The sequence below is a fragment of the Gemmatimonadota bacterium genome, assembly GCA_026387915.1.
Lineage (GTDB): Bacteria > Gemmatimonadota > Gemmatimonadetes > Gemmatimonadales > Gemmatimonadaceae > Fen-1231.
Genome location: JAPLKS010000007.1, coordinates 39,668 through 55,835 on the forward strand (window position 1 = coordinate 39,668; position 16,168 = coordinate 55,835).

Annotated in this window: 15 protein-coding genes; 4 read left to right on the forward strand and 11 right to left on the reverse strand. The window is 63.6% G+C overall.

Annotated elements, in window-relative coordinates; genetic code table 11:
• Positions 1-92: 92 nt before the first annotated feature.
• From NTZ43_02630 to ffh, 7 genes are all read right to left on the reverse strand, one after another.
• On the reverse strand, positions 93-3,350 hold the full coding sequence (locus tag NTZ43_02630) for a hypothetical protein (GenBank protein MCX5766107.1): 3,258 nt from the start codon (positions 3,348-3,350) through the stop codon (positions 93-95).
• 306 nt (positions 3,351-3,656) lie between these two features.
• Positions 3,657-4,280, reverse strand: coding sequence for a ribonuclease HII (locus NTZ43_02635; protein ID MCX5766108.1), 624 nt, complete (start codon positions 4,278-4,280; stop codon positions 3,657-3,659).
• A gap of 37 nt (positions 4,281-4,317) precedes the next feature.
• Positions 4,318-4,692: a 50S ribosomal protein L19 gene (gene rplS, locus NTZ43_02640; GenBank protein MCX5766109.1), complete on the reverse strand. Its 375-nt coding sequence runs from the start codon at positions 4,690-4,692 to the stop codon at positions 4,318-4,320.
• Positions 4,693-4,921: 229 nt separating this feature from the next.
• A complete protein-coding gene (gene trmD, locus NTZ43_02645; GenBank protein ID MCX5766110.1) occupies positions 4,922-5,578 on the reverse strand; it encodes a tRNA (guanosine(37)-N1)-methyltransferase TrmD in 657 nt (218 codons plus the stop codon).
• On the reverse strand, positions 5,578-6,135 hold the full coding sequence (gene rimM, locus NTZ43_02650; GenBank protein ID MCX5766111.1) for a ribosome maturation factor RimM: 558 nt from the start codon (positions 6,133-6,135) through the stop codon (positions 5,578-5,580). Before rimM ends, trmD begins: the two co-directional genes overlap by 1 nt.
• A 31-nt stretch (positions 6,136-6,166) precedes the next feature.
• On the reverse strand, positions 6,167-6,475 hold the full coding sequence (gene rpsP / locus NTZ43_02655; protein ID MCX5766112.1) for a 30S ribosomal protein S16: 309 nt from the start codon (positions 6,473-6,475) through the stop codon (positions 6,167-6,169).
• Between the two features lie 194 nt (positions 6,476-6,669).
• Positions 6,670-7,998: a signal recognition particle protein gene (gene ffh / locus NTZ43_02660; GenBank protein MCX5766113.1), complete on the reverse strand. Its 1,329-nt coding sequence runs from the start codon at positions 7,996-7,998 to the stop codon at positions 6,670-6,672.
• A gap of 138 nt (positions 7,999-8,136) precedes the next feature.
• Between ffh and NTZ43_02665 the strand changes: the two genes are divergently transcribed.
• Genes NTZ43_02665 through NTZ43_02680 form a run of 4 tightly spaced genes read left to right on the forward strand, consistent with a single transcriptional unit; the run spans position 8,137 to position 12,294 of the window.
• Positions 8,137-8,424, forward strand: a complete 288-nt coding sequence (locus NTZ43_02665; GenBank protein MCX5766114.1) for a type II toxin-antitoxin system Phd/YefM family antitoxin — start codon at positions 8,137-8,139, stop codon at positions 8,422-8,424.
• 17 nt (positions 8,425-8,441) lie between these two features.
• Positions 8,442-8,876 carry a type II toxin-antitoxin system VapC family toxin gene (locus tag NTZ43_02670; GenBank protein ID MCX5766115.1) on the forward strand — a complete coding sequence of 145 codons (435 nt, stop codon included), beginning with the start codon at positions 8,442-8,444 and terminating at the stop codon, positions 8,874-8,876.
• 33 nt (positions 8,877-8,909) lie between these two features.
• Positions 8,910-11,342, forward strand: a complete 2,433-nt coding sequence (lon, locus tag NTZ43_02675; protein MCX5766116.1) for an endopeptidase La — start codon at positions 8,910-8,912, stop codon at positions 11,340-11,342.
• Positions 11,287-12,294 (forward strand): DUF445 family protein, encoded by a 1,008-nt coding sequence (locus tag NTZ43_02680; GenBank protein MCX5766117.1) that lies wholly within the window; start codon positions 11,287-11,289, stop codon positions 12,292-12,294. Before lon ends, NTZ43_02680 begins: the two co-directional genes overlap by 56 nt.
• A 15-nt stretch (positions 12,295-12,309) precedes the next feature.
• Here the strand turns inward: NTZ43_02680 and NTZ43_02685 are convergent, their stop codons facing one another.
• Genes NTZ43_02685 through NTZ43_02700 form a run of 4 tightly spaced genes read right to left on the reverse strand, consistent with a single transcriptional unit; the run spans position 12,310 to position 16,089 of the window.
• Positions 12,310-13,218, reverse strand: coding sequence for a hypothetical protein (locus tag NTZ43_02685; GenBank protein ID MCX5766118.1), 909 nt, complete (start codon positions 13,216-13,218; stop codon positions 12,310-12,312).
• A gap of 35 nt (positions 13,219-13,253) precedes the next feature.
• Positions 13,254-14,513: a hypothetical protein gene (locus NTZ43_02690; protein ID MCX5766119.1), complete on the reverse strand. Its 1,260-nt coding sequence runs from the start codon at positions 14,511-14,513 to the stop codon at positions 13,254-13,256.
• Positions 14,513-15,334 carry a prepilin peptidase gene (locus tag NTZ43_02695; protein MCX5766120.1) on the reverse strand — a complete coding sequence of 274 codons (822 nt, stop codon included), beginning with the start codon at positions 15,332-15,334 and terminating at the stop codon, positions 14,513-14,515. Before NTZ43_02695 ends, NTZ43_02690 begins: the two co-directional genes overlap by 1 nt.
• The gene (locus NTZ43_02700) at positions 15,331-16,089 is read right to left on the reverse strand and encodes an RNA methyltransferase (protein MCX5766121.1); all 759 of its coding nucleotides are present in this window, start codon (positions 16,087-16,089) and stop codon (positions 15,331-15,333) included. The genes NTZ43_02695 and NTZ43_02700 overlap by 4 nt, the downstream gene beginning before the upstream one ends.
• Between the last annotated feature and the right edge of the window lie 79 nt (positions 16,090-16,168).

A 16,168-nucleotide genomic window follows, 5' to 3' on the forward strand; every position in this document is an offset into this window, starting at 1 on the left:
TCATGGTGATGTACTTGGGGGAGGGACCGGGCATTTGCCCAGTCCCTCCCCCAAGAATACCTCACCCAGCTGTTACAAGATCCAGCGAAATACTACTTGAGGTCGACAAACGGTCCGGCCTTCACAGCAGCCTGACCCGACGCGCCCTGAATCACGAACAGGAGCTGACCGTTGGACCAGTTGGTCGCCGGAGTACGCGCCGACACCGACCAAGTCATCGTGTAGGTGCGCGTATCCGTGTCGTCGCAGAAGCCGCTCGTGTTTGCGTTGCCAACAGTGTTCGAGTTGGACATCGTGCCCACGTAGCCCCACGAGGCGCCACCGACCAGCGGAGCGTAAACCATCACCGTCGGAGCAACGTTCGAAGCCGGGACGCGGGTGCTCGTGATCTGGCTACCAGCAGCCATGACCGATTCCGTCGTGCCGTCGGCCGCAATCACGTACGTCACGCCAGTGGAAGCGTTGGTTCCGCAATAGTTATTCGCCTGCTTGTAGGCCAAGGCGCGAACCATGTGTCCGGTCTTGTCCTGATAGCGGAACATCTTGATGTCGACGCGGAGCGCCTTCGTCCGGGTGTAGCCGGCGTTGGCGGTAGCAGCCGCATCCGTTGTCGCAACCTTGACCACCGAGCTGGCAAGCGCGCCAGTCGTGCCAGCATCAGCCGTCGTAACGTCCGAGGCATTGATGAGGCCGTTGCCGACCAACGCGAAGCGCGAGGCCGTGCCGAACGTGGAAACCGAGTCAATGATCGTGCTGGCTGCGTACGAGCTAAGCGCATTGTTACCAACCTGATCGTAACCGCGGAATGCGAACTTCGTGCGGAAACCGTTGATCAGCCCAAGGCCGTCGTCGCCGGAGTTACCCGACGTCGTGCTGTGGACGTTATTCAGCGCGAGCGTGTCGCCATTCGCCGCCAACGGATAGAGATACTCGTTGGCCGTTGAGCCAGACACCGCAACGTTGAAGAACCGCGAGGCAACCGGCACGCCGATCGACGTGTTGAGTACCGTCGGGGCTTCTTCAAGAACAGCCGCAATGCGGGTAGACGTGGACTGCGTCACAGGCAACGTGAGGAAACCGGCGCCCGAAGTGTATCCGACGCCCGTCATCGTGAGCGCATTGGCTCGCACGTCAACGAGATCGGAGATGTAACCAGCCGGAGCCTGAGTTGCACCAAGCGTCGTGCTAACCGACGTCGGCGTGCTGACCGTAGGCGCAACGTTGTCAACCAACACGTACTTCGTCAGAACCGCCGACGCAAAGCCAGCAGCGTCCGTCGTCTTGACATCAATCTTGTACACGCCGTTGGCCGTGATCGCAGCCTGGGCCCACTTCACAGCGGCCGTCGAGATGCCGTTGGCGACGCCGGAGTATGTGGCGTACGGGACGTACGTGTCGCAAGCCGTGGTCGTGGTGGTGGCCAGCGAGTTGTAGTTCGCCGGGACAACCGCGTTACCAGACGTCGAGTAGTAGCAGACCTTCACCGAGATCGTGCCGCTGCTGTTTGCTTCCGTCAGCGTCCACTTGAGGTCGGCGTCCTGAGCAACGCTAGCGACGGCCGTATCAGTCTGCGTGAAGTTCGTCGACTGCCACGTGAAGACCGGCGCCGTGTTGTCGATCGAGGCAACCTGCTGGCCCGTCGCCGTCGTGCAACCCTTGGCGACGATCGTACCAGCGGCGTTCACGAAGCTGTCCTGGTTGTTCACCGAGACGTTGCCCAGCGCGTCATACGCGCGGAGCTGCAAGCAGTACGAGCCCGTTTCGGCAAGCGTCGAGAGGCTCGTGCCAGCCGCGATTTCCGTCGTGGCGAGCAGGGTATCCGTGGCGGAGACGGCGGTGCCGCCAGCGTTACGGAAGGCCTTGAACGTCATGCCGTTCGGAACGGTCAACGTAGCGCCAGACGAGACGCCGATGTCAAGCGGAACCGTATTGATGAGCTTGCCCGAGTCAGCAACCGCGCTGAGCGAGGTCAGCGTCGGACGCGACGCGAACGACACAACACCGCGCATCACCGAGATGCTGGCGTTGAACGCCGGGTTCGACATAGCCGGCTGCGCCGGGCCCTGGTTGTCCGGGCGGATCGCAAGAGCGGTGGCGTTCGCGAAAGCGGCGCCAGCGATGCTCGAACCATCCGTGAAGTTTACAGTCACGGTCGGCGCAATGCCGTCCGCAATCTTGTTCGTGGTCGAGCCAGCCACAAACGCATGGTCAAACAGACCGAAGGTGGCCGTGTACGGCGCGGAACCGGTCACAACCTTCGTGAGGGCGGTGTCCTTGCCAGACGGAAGCGCCACGCACGAGGTGCTCGGAGTAACCGGGCAATACGCGGACGTCGCGTTGATGTAACCAACCGTCGCGCTGACCGTGCTGCCGAAAGCCACGGAAACCGACGAAGCCGTCTTACCGTTGTACGAAACCGGCGTGACCTTCAGCGAATAAACGCCGCCGCCGAGACCCTGCCACTGATAACCGAGGTTATCCGTAGCGTTGACAACCGTCGACGGGTTCGTCCAAGCGCCGTACACGGCATCCGTGTTGTTCAGCGTGATCGATGAGGCATAGGAAGCCGTCGACGTAGCCGTCGTGGCGCCCGTCACCCAAAGCTCAGCCTTGATCGACTGGCCAGCGGCGTTCGTGAACGTCGCGACACCCGTCGTGGCATTGTACGCAGCCGTGTTGGCCGTCAGCACAACCGTCGGCTGGGACACATCCTTCGAGACGCCAGCCAGATCGGCGGCATAACGAAGCGCGGCCGACTGAGCCGCCGAGAAGACCTGCGAGTCAGCGCGAACGCTACCGACCAACAGCACAACGCGCTGCACAACCTGCGTGCCCGGGTTGATGTTGACCTGAGCGAAGATCGTGCCGCTCACGTTCGTCGGAGTCACCGGGGTGGTGAGGTTCGTCTGGAACACACCAGCGATCGAAGCCGTCGCCGGCACCGTCGCCGAGGCAGCCGTCACGACAACCGCGCCGCAACCCTTCTTGCCCGTGTCAACAGTCGACGTGGCGCAGATCGAAACGCCAGGCGTCGCCTTCACAGCCGTCACGACGCCAGCGGTCGAAACCGTGGCGAGCGTGGCATCGCTCGTCGACCACGTCACCGTGGTGGCGAGGCCGGCGTCCGCGCTAACAGCGGCCGTCAGCGTGATGGTCTGACCAACAGTCAGCGTCGCCGTCGCCGGCGTCACCGTGACCGAATTGACCTTCGGCGTAGCCGTGGCCGTGGCCGTCGCGGTGGACGTTACAGTCGTCGTCGTGTTGACCGGCGCCTGAACGTTCACCTTGTCACCGCACGCAGCGACTACAGTCGCGACGACAGCAACGAGAGTTGAACGAAAGATCTTCATGAACGCTCCAAAAAGAGAGAAAAGTTACCTACCACCTGCCAATACACCTACAGAATACGACCCTGCAAATATCGCAACGGCAGAGACGGTGCGCAACCCCTTCCCTCAGGGTCGCAATACACCGCTGCCGAGCGATACTCAGGTTCATATTATCCCCCCACCACAAAACCCTGTGGCGGGACCCGTTAACATAGGCAGAGCGCTAACGGGTTCGCAAGAGTCGGAGCCCCCGATTCTGCGAGAGGGTCCCGGTGCAAGACGAACAGCCTCGGGAGGGGTAACGGAGGGGCGCCTTGGCACCCTTCTTTAAAGAGGGCGCGTCTTTTCCAGCGCCGACCGGCAGAATGCTACGCGGTGGTGCGACGTAAGCCCATGTTCCACAATCGCTTGGATGTGCTTTGGAGTGCCATACCCGGCGTTCTGAGGCCAGCCGTACGCGGGATACCGCTCCGCCAGCGCCGTCATCAGCCGGTCCCGGGCCACCTTGGCCACAATCGACGCACAGGCAATGGCATAGACCTTAGAATCCCCCCCAACCACGGCCTGGTGGGGGTAGCCGAGGGTCCGAATGGGCTTCCCATCCACCAAAATGGCGTCCGGAGAGGCCCGTAGACGCCCGATCGCCCGACGCATGGCTAGGGAGGTAGCCTGATAAATATTCAATTTTGCTATCTCGGCCACGCTCGCGGCCCCAAGCGCCACACTCACCGCCTCGGCGCGAATCAGCACCGCCAGCCGCTCCCGCTCCGCCTTCTTGAGCTTCTTGGAGTCGGCCACCCCGTCAATCTCCTCGCCGCCAGCGGGCATAATCACCGCACATGCGACAACGGGGCCCGCTAAGGGGCCCCGTCCGACTTCATCGACTCCAGCAATGCTCTGCGCACCCGCGGCGCGCAACGTCTGCTCGATGTCGCTCCAGCGACTGTCCACGCGCGTCAGCGTCTCGCTGCGCGGCCGTGTGCGCTGATTACTCAGCCGAGCCGGTCACCGGCACCGCGACGCGCACCTTGCGCTCCTTGATGCGGGCCGACTTACCAGTCACGCCACGGAGATAGAACAGCTTGGCGCGACGCACGCGACCACGACGCACGACGGCAATGCTCTCGAGCATCGGCGAGTGGTCGGGGAAGATGCGCTCAACACCCACGCCATTGGAGATCTTGCGCACGGTGAAGGTTGCGCTGACACCGGCTCCACGACGCGCAATGCACACGCCCTCGAATGCCTGAATGCGTTCCTTCTCGCCTTCCTTGACGCGCACGTTGACACGCAGCGTGTCGCCGGCACGGAAGGGGGGAACAGTCTTCATCCACTCTTTCTGGGTTTCGATGAACGGGTGCATAAGCTACTCCGGGCTAGGGACGCCCGATTTGAGGGTCTGGTGGTGAGCCTTCAAAGCTATCTGGCTTTTGGGGTTGGGGCAAGGGCTTGGGGACGGCAACTGCAGTAGGCGGTTTACCGTTGTCGGTTGTCCGTTGCCAGCAGGCTGGGGGTACAACTTCGGCGCGGGTGGGCAGGTGCGGTTGTACGCCTTGCCTGCTTGCAACGGAAAACGGCTAACGGAAAACCGTCTACTCGCCTTTCCCCTTCGTCAACCGCCCCCCTTCTTCTTCCCGCCACTTCTCAATCGCCGCGTGGTTCCCCGACAGCAACACTTCCGGCACCGGAAACCCTCTGAACTCCGGCGGCCGCGTGTAGCTCGGCGCCGAGAGCCCGCGATTGTAGAACGAATCCGTGCGCGCACTCTCGAGATCGCTCATCGCGCCGGGCAGCAACCGCACTACCGCGTCAATAATCGCGAGTGCCGCGGGTTCGCCGCCGCTCAAAACAAAATCGCCGAGCGAGAGTTCTTCGGTGGCGCAGTGATCGGCCACGCGTTGATCCACATCTTTGTAATGCCCGCAGAGCAGCGTGAACTCTTCGAGTGCCGCGAGGCGCTCGGCGTCGGCGTGGCCAAAGCGACGGCCGCGCGGCGAGAGAAGAATGATCGGCGCCTTAGCGCCAATATCTTCAACCGCTTCGAAGAACGGCCCGGGCTTCATCACCATGCCTGGGCCGCCGCCGTAGGGGGCGTCGTCTACGGTGCGGTGTTTGTCGTGTGTGTAGTCGCGCAGATCTACGAGCTGATAGCGCACGAGCTCTGCGGCAGCAGCGCGCGCGGGAATGGAGAGACCGAGCGGGCCGTGAAAGAATTGCGGAAAGATTGAGACGACGCGGATGGTGAGCATTAGGCGCCGCGCTCGAAAAATTCTTCAGGGATGTCCACCGTTATGGTGCGCGTCGCACGATCCACGCGCACCACAAACCTTTCACTGAACGGCACCGACACAATTCCGCGCGCGGTGTTCACATCGAGCAACAATCCCTGCGGCAACCGATACCACGCGGTCACGGCGCCGAGTGATTCGCCGTTGGTGTTGACCACGGCGAGCCCTTCGAGTTCGTGTTCGTACACTTCGCCGTCGTCGGGCAATTCGAGTTCACTCACGGGCACCAGCAACGTGTGATTGCGCCAGTGTTCGGCGAGCGAGCGATCGGTGATCGCGTCGAAGATCACGAGCATGCCATCTTGAAATGGCCGCGACTTGGTGACGGTGAGCGTGAGGGTTGCGCCGGTGTGTGCGTCGTGCCATTCGTCGCCGACGACGGTGCCCACGAAAACGCGACGGCCGGGCGCGAAGGTCGCGTCCGGCGCGTCGGTCATCGTTTCGACTACGACTTCGCCACGGATGCCGTGCGGCTTGCGAATGCGGCCGACGGCGAGCAGGCGGGGCGTGTCAGTCACGCGAGCTCCGCGTGAACGTCGTGCAGACGGCTCAGCCTTCGGCGAGCGGCACGGCGTTGGCCGTGAGCTTCGCGGCGAGGCGCTGCTCGTGACGCGACTTCAGGACGCCGGCCTTCCGGAGCAACGAGCGCACGGTGTCGGACGGCTGCGCGCCGTTGTCGAGCCAGTAGTTGGCGCGATCAACTTTGAGATTCAGCGCAGCATCACCCGTGCGGGGCATGTACTGGCCGATGATCTCAATGAACTTGCCTTCACGCGGGGCACGCGAATCGGCGACGACAATACGGTACGTCGGCGACTTGGTGCGGCCGGTGCGGCGGAGGCGGATACGAACTGCCATGTGATGCTCCCGAAATGGGGTGATGGGGACTGCGCCGAGCTCATCGCTTGACCGGAGGATCCGGACAGCACTCGGGGACTGCAACCGCTACTGACGTTAACAGTAATCGGTTATCGGTTGACCGTTAACTGAAAACTGAATACTGCACACGACTGACAACGCTTGCACTGACTGCGACCGTGGAGCGTCGCAGGTCAGCGCATTCCAAACATCCCCGGCGGCATTCTCCCTCCGCCAGCGGTCATCTTCTTCATCATCTTCTGCATATCGCGGAACTGATCGAGCAGCTTAGTGACTTCGTTGATCGGTCGTCCGCTGCCCTTGGCCACGCGCAAACGGCGCGGGCCGTTCATGATGTCGGGCTTCTTGCGTTCGGCGGCGGTCATCGAGAGGACAATCGCTTCGACGTGCCGCATGCGGCGCGGGTCGGCGTTGGCCTGCTTGAGCATTTTGCTGTTGACGCCGGGGAGCATCTTGAGCACGCCTTCGAGCGGCCCGAGGCGCTGAATCTGCTTCATGGCGGAAAGGAAATCATTCAGGTCCATGCCTTCTTTGCGGACCTTCTTCTCCATCTTTTTTGCTTCGTCGGTGTCGAACGCTTCTTGCGCTTTTTCGACGAGCGAGAGGACGTCGCCCTGCTGGAGAATTCGTCCGGCCATACGGTCGGGATAGAACTCTTCGAGTGCGTCGGTCTTTTCGCCCACACCGATGTACTTGATGGGCTTCTTGAGCACACCGTAGATCGAGAGGGCGGCGCCACCGCGCGCGTCACCGTCGAGCTTGGTGAGAATGACGCCGGTCACATTGAGTGCGGCGTCAAAGCCCTGTGCAATTTTCACTGCGTCCTGGCCGGTCATGCCGTCGGCCACGAGGAGGATTTCGTCGGGGCGCACCGCGTCCTTCAGGCGGCGCAGCTCGTTCATCATCTCGTCGTCAATCTGCAAACGGCCGGCGGTATCAATCAGCACCACACGGTCGCGCTCGTGCCGCGCTACTTCGAGTCCGGCGCGCGCGATCTTCACCACATCGGTCGTGGTACGATCGGCGAATACGGGAATGTCGAGTTCGCGGCCGAGTGTTTCGAGCTGATCGATGGCAGCGGGCCTGTACACGTCCGCCGCAATCAATCGCACCTGTCGCCCTTCGCCCTTGAGTTTGCGGGCGAGCTTGGCGGCGGTGGTGGTTTTGCCGGAGCCCTGCAAGCCGACCATCAGCACCACGGTGGGCGGCACGCTCGAGAGCTTGAGCCCTTCGCGCCGTTCGCCGAGCATGGCGGTGAGTTCGTCGTAGACAATCTTGACGAGCTGCTGCGCCGGCGAGACGGATTTGATCTGGCTGACGCCGACGGCTTTTTTCTCAACGCGTTCGAGGAACTCGCGCGTGAGCTCGAAGTTGACGTCGGCTTCGAGGAGTACGCGACGCACCTCGCGTAAGCCGTCCTTGATGTCGGCTTCGCTGAGGGTGCCACGTCCGCGGAGCTTCGCGAAGGCGGCTTCGAGTTTCTCGGAGAGTTCGTCGAACATAGAGCCTTAGAAGATAGGCAGTTGGGGGGTGGAAACCAAGGCGGTGGGGTGGGTTTGGCCCCTCGGTTGCGAAGCTAGCCAGACTAGCTAGCTTACCTCTGGTGGCGATTGGAAGCTGAGCCTGACCCGGAGGCACCCGTGACGCAGTGGACGCTGGAGAAGGCGAAGAACGGCTTCAGTGAGGTCGTGCGGCGTGCCCTGGCACACGAGCCGCAGGTGGTGACGCGCGGGGCCCGCGCCGAGGATGCGGTGGTGGTGATCGCTCGCTCTGATTACGAGCGGTTGGTGGCACCACGTCCGCTGACGGCCTATTTGGCGGCGTCGCCACTCGCGAAGGCAGTGGCGGAGGGGGCGTTCGGCGCGAGCGATGAGGCGGAGCTCTTTCCGCGATCGCGCGAGATGGGTCGCGACGTTGACCTCGGCTAAGCGGCACGCGCGCTGACGTGAGGTATCTCCTCGACACGAACGTGCTCTCGGAGCTCGTGAAGCCGAGCCCATCCGGTCGCGTGGCGGCGTGGGTGGACGCACAGTCGCCGTTGGATTTTGCGGTGAGCGTGCTCTCGCTGGGAGAAATCGAGAAAGCGATTGCGCGACTGCCGGAGGGGAAACGTCGCTCCGCACTTTTGCTTTGGGCGCAGCGAGAACTGCCGACGCAATTCGTGGGGCGTGTGCTCAGCGTCAATACGGCCGCGGCGGTGGCGTGGGGGGCGCTCCGTGCGAGTGGTGAGCGCGCGGGGCGACCGTTGCCGGTGGTGGACGGGCTGTTGCTTGGTACGGCGCAGGCGCACGGGCTGACGCTGGTGACGCGCAACGTGGCGGATTGTGCAGGGCGCGGGGTCGCTGTATTTGATCCTTGGCAGGGAATGCTGCATGACTGACGGCCTTGTGACGCTCACGCTAACTTCTCCCCTGTGACGACGCCCGAACTGCCCACGGAGCTCCCGCTACTCGCGTTGCGGAGCACGATCGTCTTCCCTCACGGCACGATTGCCGTGCAGATGGGCGCCCCCGAGAATCTCGCGCTGCTCAAAGAGCACCCGGAGCCGGGGAGTTGCGTGGTGCTGGCGATTGCCATGGGCGAGGATGCCGCCGACTGCTCTCGCCTGATAGGGCGCGTGGGGATCCTGGCGCGTATCAAAGACCGTTCGGATCCTGCCACGGGCACGGCGCAAGTCACGCTCGCGGGACTGCAGCGCGTGCGGCTCGACGCTCTCACGCAGCGGGTGCCGTATCCGGTGGTGTCGGTGAGCGCGGTTGAGGAGCTTTCGCCAACAGTGCCGCAGGCGTCCGAGATGCTCGAGCGAATTCTCAGTGCGGCGGAGACGTTGGTTGAGCTGAGCGAGCAGTTCCCTGCCGAAGTGCCTGGACTGCTGCGCCGTCAGGCGCGCGACCCATCACGCTTTGCTGATCTCGCGGCGGCCCAAGGGCAACTGCGCATTGCCGAACGCGATGAAGTGCTGCAGCAGCTCGACGTGCTCGCGCGGCTCGGCGCCGTGGCGCTCAAGTTCGAGAAGGAAGTAGAGCGCGCGCGCGTGCTCGAAGATGTGCGGCAGCGTACCGAGGTGAAGGTCGAGCAGCATCATCGCGAGTTCTATCTGCGTCAGCAGTTGCAGGCGATTCGCTCAGAGCTTGGCGAGCGCGATCCGTCGGAGAATGAAGCCGAGGAGATGGCGCGGCAGATCGACGCGGCCTCACTGCCGGCGAATGTGGCGCAGGAAGCGCGGCGCGAGTTGTCGCGACTGCGGGCGCTTTCCACCGCGTCGAGCGAATACCACGTATTGCGCAGCTATCTCGAGTGGGTGGTGGCGTTGCCTTGGCAACGGCGCAGTGGCGATGAAGACATTGCGATTGACCGCGTGGAAGCCGCGCTCGAGGACCGACACTACGGACTCGAAGAAGCCAAGGAGCGCATTCTCGAGTATCTCTCGGTGCGCAAGCTTTTGCAGCAGCACGGTGGCGATTCGCACGGCCCGATTCTCTGCTTTGTGGGGCCGCCAGGCACCGGCAAAACATCGCTCGGCGAAGCGATTGCGCGGAGCATTGGGCGCGAGTTTTATCGCATCTCCGTGGGTGGCGTGCGCGACGAAGCGGAGATTCGCGGGCACCGTCGCACCTATGTGGGATCACTCCCCGGACTCGTACTGCAAGCGCTGCGGCGCGTTCAGGTGAATGACCCGGTGCTGATGATTGACGAAATCGACAAGATGACGGGCGGTGGTCCGAGCGGTGATCCGCTCGCGGCGATGCTCGAGGTGCTCGATCCGCAGCAGAACAAGAGTTTTGTGGATCACTATCTCAACTTGCCTTTTGATTTGTCGAGCGCGCTGTTCATTTGCACGGCCAACAATCTGCTCGACATTCCGCCGGCGCTGCGCGACCGCATGGAAGTGATTCGCATTGCGGGCTACACCGTCGAGGAGAAAGTGGAGATCGCGTGGCGCTATTTGCTGCCGCGGCTCTTTACGGAGCATGGCATTACGGATCTCGATTTGCAGTTCACCGACGAAGCATTGGGCACCATCTCGAGCCGTTACTCGCGCGAGGCTGGGCTGCGCAACTTTGAGCGGAATCTTGCGGCACTCATGCGCAAGCGCGCGCGCCGCAAAGCGCAGGGCGAGTTGGGGGCGTGGATTGTAGACGGTGCGCGCATTGAAGAAGCGCTGGGTTCGCCGCGTTATGCCGCTGAGGAAGCGGAGATGGCGCCGGAGATCGGCACGGTTACCGGGCTGGCTTGGACGGCGACGGGTGGCGAGCTGATGACGATTGAAGCGCTGCGGATGCCAGGCTCGGGGAAACTGACGGTGACGGGGCAGCTGGGCGATGTGATGCGTGAATCTGTGGACGCGGCGGTCTCGTATGTACGATCACGGGCACAGTCGTTGCGCGTGGCGGATGCGGAACTGCGGGGGACGGATTTGCACATTCACTTCCCCGCTGGTGCCGTACCCAAGGACGGACCGAGCGCGGGAGTGGCGGTGACGCTAGCGATTGCGAGTGTGATGAGCCGACGTGCGGTACGACGTGACATTGCGGTCACGGGCGAAGTGACGCTGCGCGGCCGCGTGCTTGAGATTGGCGGGGTGAAGGAAAAAGTGCTCGCGGCGTATAGAGCGGGCCTGCGGGAAGTGATGTTGCCCGCCGCCAACGAGAAGGATTTGCGCGAGGTGCCGGAGACGGTGCGTGCGGGCGTGCGCTTTTCCTTTGTGGCGACCATGGACGACGCGCTCGACGTGATGCTCCTGCCGGCCGTCACGGCGGGGCTGGCCGATGCGGCGCCGATGATGGCGGATGCCGCCCTGGAAGTCCGACCACGCGACGACGACGCACCCAGCGCACGTGATTGACCTGACGGGGCACTGGACGCGTCTGGGGCTCGACGTGGTGCTGGGGTCGGTGGCGGGCGGCGTCACCAGCTGGGTGGCGGTGGTGCTGATGTTCCGGCCATACGAGCGGATGTTTGGCCTGCACGGCGCGATTCCCAAAAACAAAGCGCGACTCGCAAAAACCATTGGCAAAACCGTTGGTGAGCGACTGCTTACTACCGAAGACATTCTCGACGAGCTTCGCCGCTCGGGGCTGCGCGAGTCCATTGAACGCAAACTCGCCGAGCTGGCAGTGGAGTTGCTCGATACCGAGCGTGGATCGCTGCGAGAACTCTTGCCGCCCGCGATGGCGAGCGAGCTCGAGCAGGCGTTACGCACGGCCGGGCCTGAGGCTGGTGAAGCCTACGCGGCGTATGTGGCGCGCGAGGAGTTCGAGGCAATAGCGCGCGCGTTCGTGACGCGCTCGCGCGACGAGCTGAGCCGTACGCCGACTGCTGGTCACGCGGTCGACCTTCCGGCGGAGCGTCGCACCGGCATCGCGGCGCGCGCCTCGGGGATGGCGAGTGGCTTTATCAACGACGTGCTGGCGCGCTGGGTGGTGAAGGCGGCGCGTTCGCAACGCGCGCAGGCGATGGCGGCCGAAGCGGTGCGTGGGGGCGGGACGGCACTGCTCGACCGTCCGCTCGGCCGACTGAGTCGCTGGCTACCGGCCGACGCGCCGCGGCGTTTGGCTGAGGCCGCGGGACCCGCGGTGTGGGATCAAATTGAAGCGCAACTCCCCGCTCTGCTCGAGACCGTGGACATTCCCGGCATGGTCGAGCGAAAAGTGCTCGGCTTTAGCACGCAGCGCGTAGAAGAAATTGTGCGCGGCGTGACGCAACGCGAGCTCAACTTGATTGTGCAGTTGGGCTACGTGCTCGGCGGATTGATTGGCGCCGTGCAGTTTGTCGTGGAGATGGCGTTTACGAAGTAAGGTCGGGACTGCGCGTCAGTACTTGAACGACGTGACGTTGAAGCCGCTCCCTTTTCCGCCCCCGTCGCCCGTGCCGGTGAGCACGCCGCTGAACACGCGTGGCGGCCGGCCCTTCACGTTCACCGTCACCACGTAGTTTGTGGTCACACTCGTGCAACTCGACCAGTAATCCACGCGCACGATGTACTCTCCGCGCGGCGCGACGAGGCCGGTGGCCCAGAATATATTTTCCGCGCGCGGCCCATCAGAGGCGCACCCGGCATTGGAATCGAGGTCGAGTTGACCGCCGGTGGCTGACGAACGCCCGGCCCAGTAAATCTCCGCGCCGGAAGGATCGAGTACGTGCAGGTCAACGTCGGCCTTGGAATCCCACGTAATGTTCACTTGCACTTCGCCTGTGCCAACGGTGATCACGTTCACGCCGGTGGCCTGCACCGCGCCGTACGCGCCACCGGAGGAGCCGGCAAAGCGGAGTTCGAATGCGTTCTTGGGAATGTCCTGCGCAAAGACAATCAACAGCGGTGCGCTCGTAGTGGCGGCGGGAAGGGTGAGTTCCCAGTAGTCCGCGACGCCCGGTACCGCGATGACAACTTTTGTAAATGGCGTGGTGGAGGTCGCCGTTACTTGGATGGTACCACCGAGGAGGACGATGTCGGGAATGGGCGCAGTGACGACCGGGCCGCTCCCTGGCGCCGGGGTACCGGTGTGGAGCACAGCGATCGCGCTACCGGTGGGTGTCTGCACCGCCGCTACGTAGCGCGTGATCGTGAGGTCTTCGGCGGCAGTGGGCTGCTTCCACTCAATACACGCGGTTGTGGCGAGCACCACGGGCGCGCATAGCGCGAGCAGTGAGCGACGCGCGGCGACGGCGAGTGCTACGACTGCGGGACGACTGGCGTAATGGCGCGACCGGGGGGAGCGCATGAAGAGGCCCTCAACACGTTCAGAGTACACGAGCATTACTTACTGACTTTCACCTGCGAGAGGTCGATAACGCGGGTGGATGCCCCTGCTGGCACGTCGACAAAGAGGACGGCGGGATAACCGCCGACAGTTACCGCGGTGAGTTCAAGCTGGCGTCCCTTGCCGACAAAGCGGCGCGAGGTGCCTGTGCCGCCACTACCGTGTGGAGTGGCGAAACGCTTTTCGATGCTCTGCTCCATGAGGTCGCGGAAATCTGCGGCGTCGAAGGGCGTATCCCAGAGGGTGAGCCAGGCAACGCCTGCGCCCTGCGGCGTGTTGACCACATCAAAACGATCGCCGCCCCAGCCGGCCGCGCCGCGTGCGGCGCTGCTGACATCGCCGAGGTGCTGAAAGAGATAGAGCCGCGTTTCGAATTCGCCGAGGCCATTGGCATAGGTGAGCGTGGCGCCGATGGGCTTGGGCAACTCCACGTGCAATGGCGCGTCGACAGCGTCAAGCAACTTTTCTGGATGCAGCACCTGCTCGGTGGAGAGCGGCATCTGCGTAAAGGGCGCGGCACCGTTGCGCTTTTCCTTGAACCGCCGCACAAACTCGGCGCCGCTCAAGTACGGAAAGAGCAACGTCTCCTGAATGAGCATTGGCGCGTTGGCGAACACGGGCATGGCGTGCTGTGATTCGCGAATGGTCTCGCGCACTCGCTCCCAGCCACCGGGGAGATTCATGGCAAAGTTGCCGCCGCCGAGCATGGCGCTTAGTTGCTCGAAGGTGGCTTGCCCTTCCATCACGGCCTGCCCTGCGGCTTGGCGATCGTTGTCGCCGCGCTGCTTGGCGAGCGAATCGAGGTTCAGGTACTGGTCTTGCAGCGCGTGCACGAGTTCGTGCGTGATGGTGATGTTCAGCATGTCCGACGACGGCGCGCCCTTGGCGTTGCTTCCGCCATTCACCACATAGAGCACCTTCGTGGCGGGGTCGTAATAGCCAATCACCTGCTCCGCGAGGAGGGTGAGCATGAACTTGCGCAGGTCGAGCGAGTCGGGGAGCAGGCCGAGCAGTTTGTACGCGCGTTCCGCACCCGCGAGTTCGAGGGCCGGTTGGTCTTCGTCGAATTTCTTTTGGAGAAAGGCGCGCACGTCATCCTTGGAGCGCGTTTCCACCTTGGGCGGCGCCTTGAACGTGAGCCCCACCGAGCGTTCGATGGCCGGCACCGCGGTCGCGACTTCGCGCGCATACGGCGCGCCGCTATCCTGCTGACAGGCGGCGAGTGGCAACGCGAGCAGTACGGAGAAAATGCGCATTAGCGGAGGAACCGGTCGAGGTACCAGTTGAGCATTGGGTAGCCGGCCACGAGCGTGATCAATGCGGCGGGTGCGAGAAAAACACCGAACGGCACCAGCGGCGCCTCGAATGGCACACCGCGGCGCCGTGCGCGATAAGACCCAAGAGGATACACGATCAGAAGAAAGACGACGGCAGCGAGCAACGCGGCCACAAAAATCGTGAGCAGTGCTCTCGCGGAACCGAGCGATGCACCAGCCATTGCCATGAGCGTGGAGTCACCAAAGCCCATGGCCTCGCGCTTGAGCGCGACTTCACCGAGCCATCCGATAATGGTGATGGCACCCGCACCCACGCACGCACCGAGTATGGCGTCCACGGGGCCCGCAAAGGGGCCAGATTCGCCAATCCACGCGCCCGCCACCGCACCGATGGCGGCGAGGACGAGTCCGCTCACGGTGAAGCCGTCGGGAATGAGATAGTGCTTGAGGTCGGTGACAGCGATGCCAAAGAGGATCGTGGCCAAGAGCGCCACGCGCAGGCCCGTGAGGCTCGCCCCAAACACGGCGATGCTCGCCACCCAAAGAAGCGCGACCGTGAGTTCGACGGTCGGGTAAATAGCGGAGATGGGTTCCCCGCATCCACGGCAGCGACCGCGGAGCGTGAGCCACGAAGCGATGGGAATGTTGTCGAACCAGGCGATGCCGGCGCCGCACTTGGGGCAGCGGGAGCGCGGGCGCACGACCGATTCGTCGTTGGGCCAGCGCGCAATGCACACGTTCAAGAACGACCCCACGGCGGAGCCGATCGCGAAGGTGAACGCCGCAATGAAGGGGCTCATGGGCGCAGTGCGTAGAGGGTGATGCCCGCGGCGACCGCGACGTTGAGTGATTCCACGCCGGCCGCCATCGGGAGTGCGATCAGACGCGAGCATGCCGCCCGCACATCATCACTGAGGCCGGCGCCTTCGTTGCCAACGGCAATCGCGAGGCGCGCGCACTTCGGCGCGGCACCCACGTCCTCGCCGTCGGCGGCGGTGCCCCACAGCTCCATGTTCGAGGCGCCTATCCAGGCCAAAAACTCTGCGCTCTCGGCGTGGAGGGCGGGCACTCGGAACTGCGCGCCGACGGCGCTGCGGACGGCCTTGGCGTTCCACAGGTCAGCAGTGCCTGGGAGCGCGATAACCGCGCAGGCACCCATCGCAGCCGCGGTGCGCACCAACGTGCCGACGTTGCCAGGATCTTGGATGCCGTCGAGCACTAATAGGCGCGCGGTCGCCGGTACGGTCAGCTCGGCGAGCGTAAGCGACGGAGCCTCAGCGATGGCAAGTATCCCCTGCGGGTGTTCGGTATCGGCGGCGGTGACAAAGTCCTGCTCCGTCACCTCCAACAGTTCAACACCACGCGCCACACACGCCTCGCGCAGGGCGGACCCGCGCGGGGTGCGTCCGAGCGCCACAGACACGACGGCGCCCCGCACCGTCAGCGACGACTGCAGCAACTCTTCGACCGTGCGCACGCCTTCGGCGACGAAGAGCGATTGACGCTCCCTCGCCTTGCGACGTTGTAAGTCTCTCGCTAGGGTCAACAAACGCACGGCAGTCACCCCGATTTCACAGGCACAGCTAATCGATGTCGATCCCACATAGGGCCATTCGTATGAGGACGAGCAGGTG

Coding starts and splice junctions, on each gene's coding strand:
- ffh (MCX5766113.1), bottom strand. CDS start 7,998: ATGTTCGACGAACTCTCCGAGAAACTCGAAGCCGCCTTCGCGAAGCTC.
- NTZ43_02690 (MCX5766119.1), bottom strand. CDS start 14,513: ATGCGCATTTTCTCCGTACTGCTCGCGTTGCCACTCGCCGCCTGTCAG.
- NTZ43_02695 (MCX5766120.1), bottom strand. CDS start 15,334: ATGAGCCCCTTCATTGCGGCGTTCACCTTCGCGATCGGCTCCGCCGTG.
- NTZ43_02680 (MCX5766117.1), top strand. CDS start 11,287: ATGCCGCCCTGGAAGTCCGACCACGCGACGACGACGCACCCAGCGCAC.
- rpsP (MCX5766112.1), bottom strand. CDS start 6,475: ATGGCAGTTCGTATCCGCCTCCGCCGCACCGGCCGCACCAAGTCGCCG.
- NTZ43_02630 (MCX5766107.1), bottom strand. CDS start 3,350: ATGAAGATCTTTCGTTCAACTCTCGTTGCTGTCGTCGCGACTGTAGTC.
- NTZ43_02685 (MCX5766118.1), bottom strand. CDS start 13,218: ATGCGCTCCCCCCGGTCGCGCCATTACGCCAGTCGTCCCGCAGTCGTA.
- trmD (MCX5766110.1), bottom strand. CDS start 5,578: ATGCTCACCATCCGCGTCGTCTCAATCTTTCCGCAATTCTTTCACGGC.
- rplS (MCX5766109.1), bottom strand. CDS start 4,692: ATGCACCCGTTCATCGAAACCCAGAAAGAGTGGATGAAGACTGTTCCC.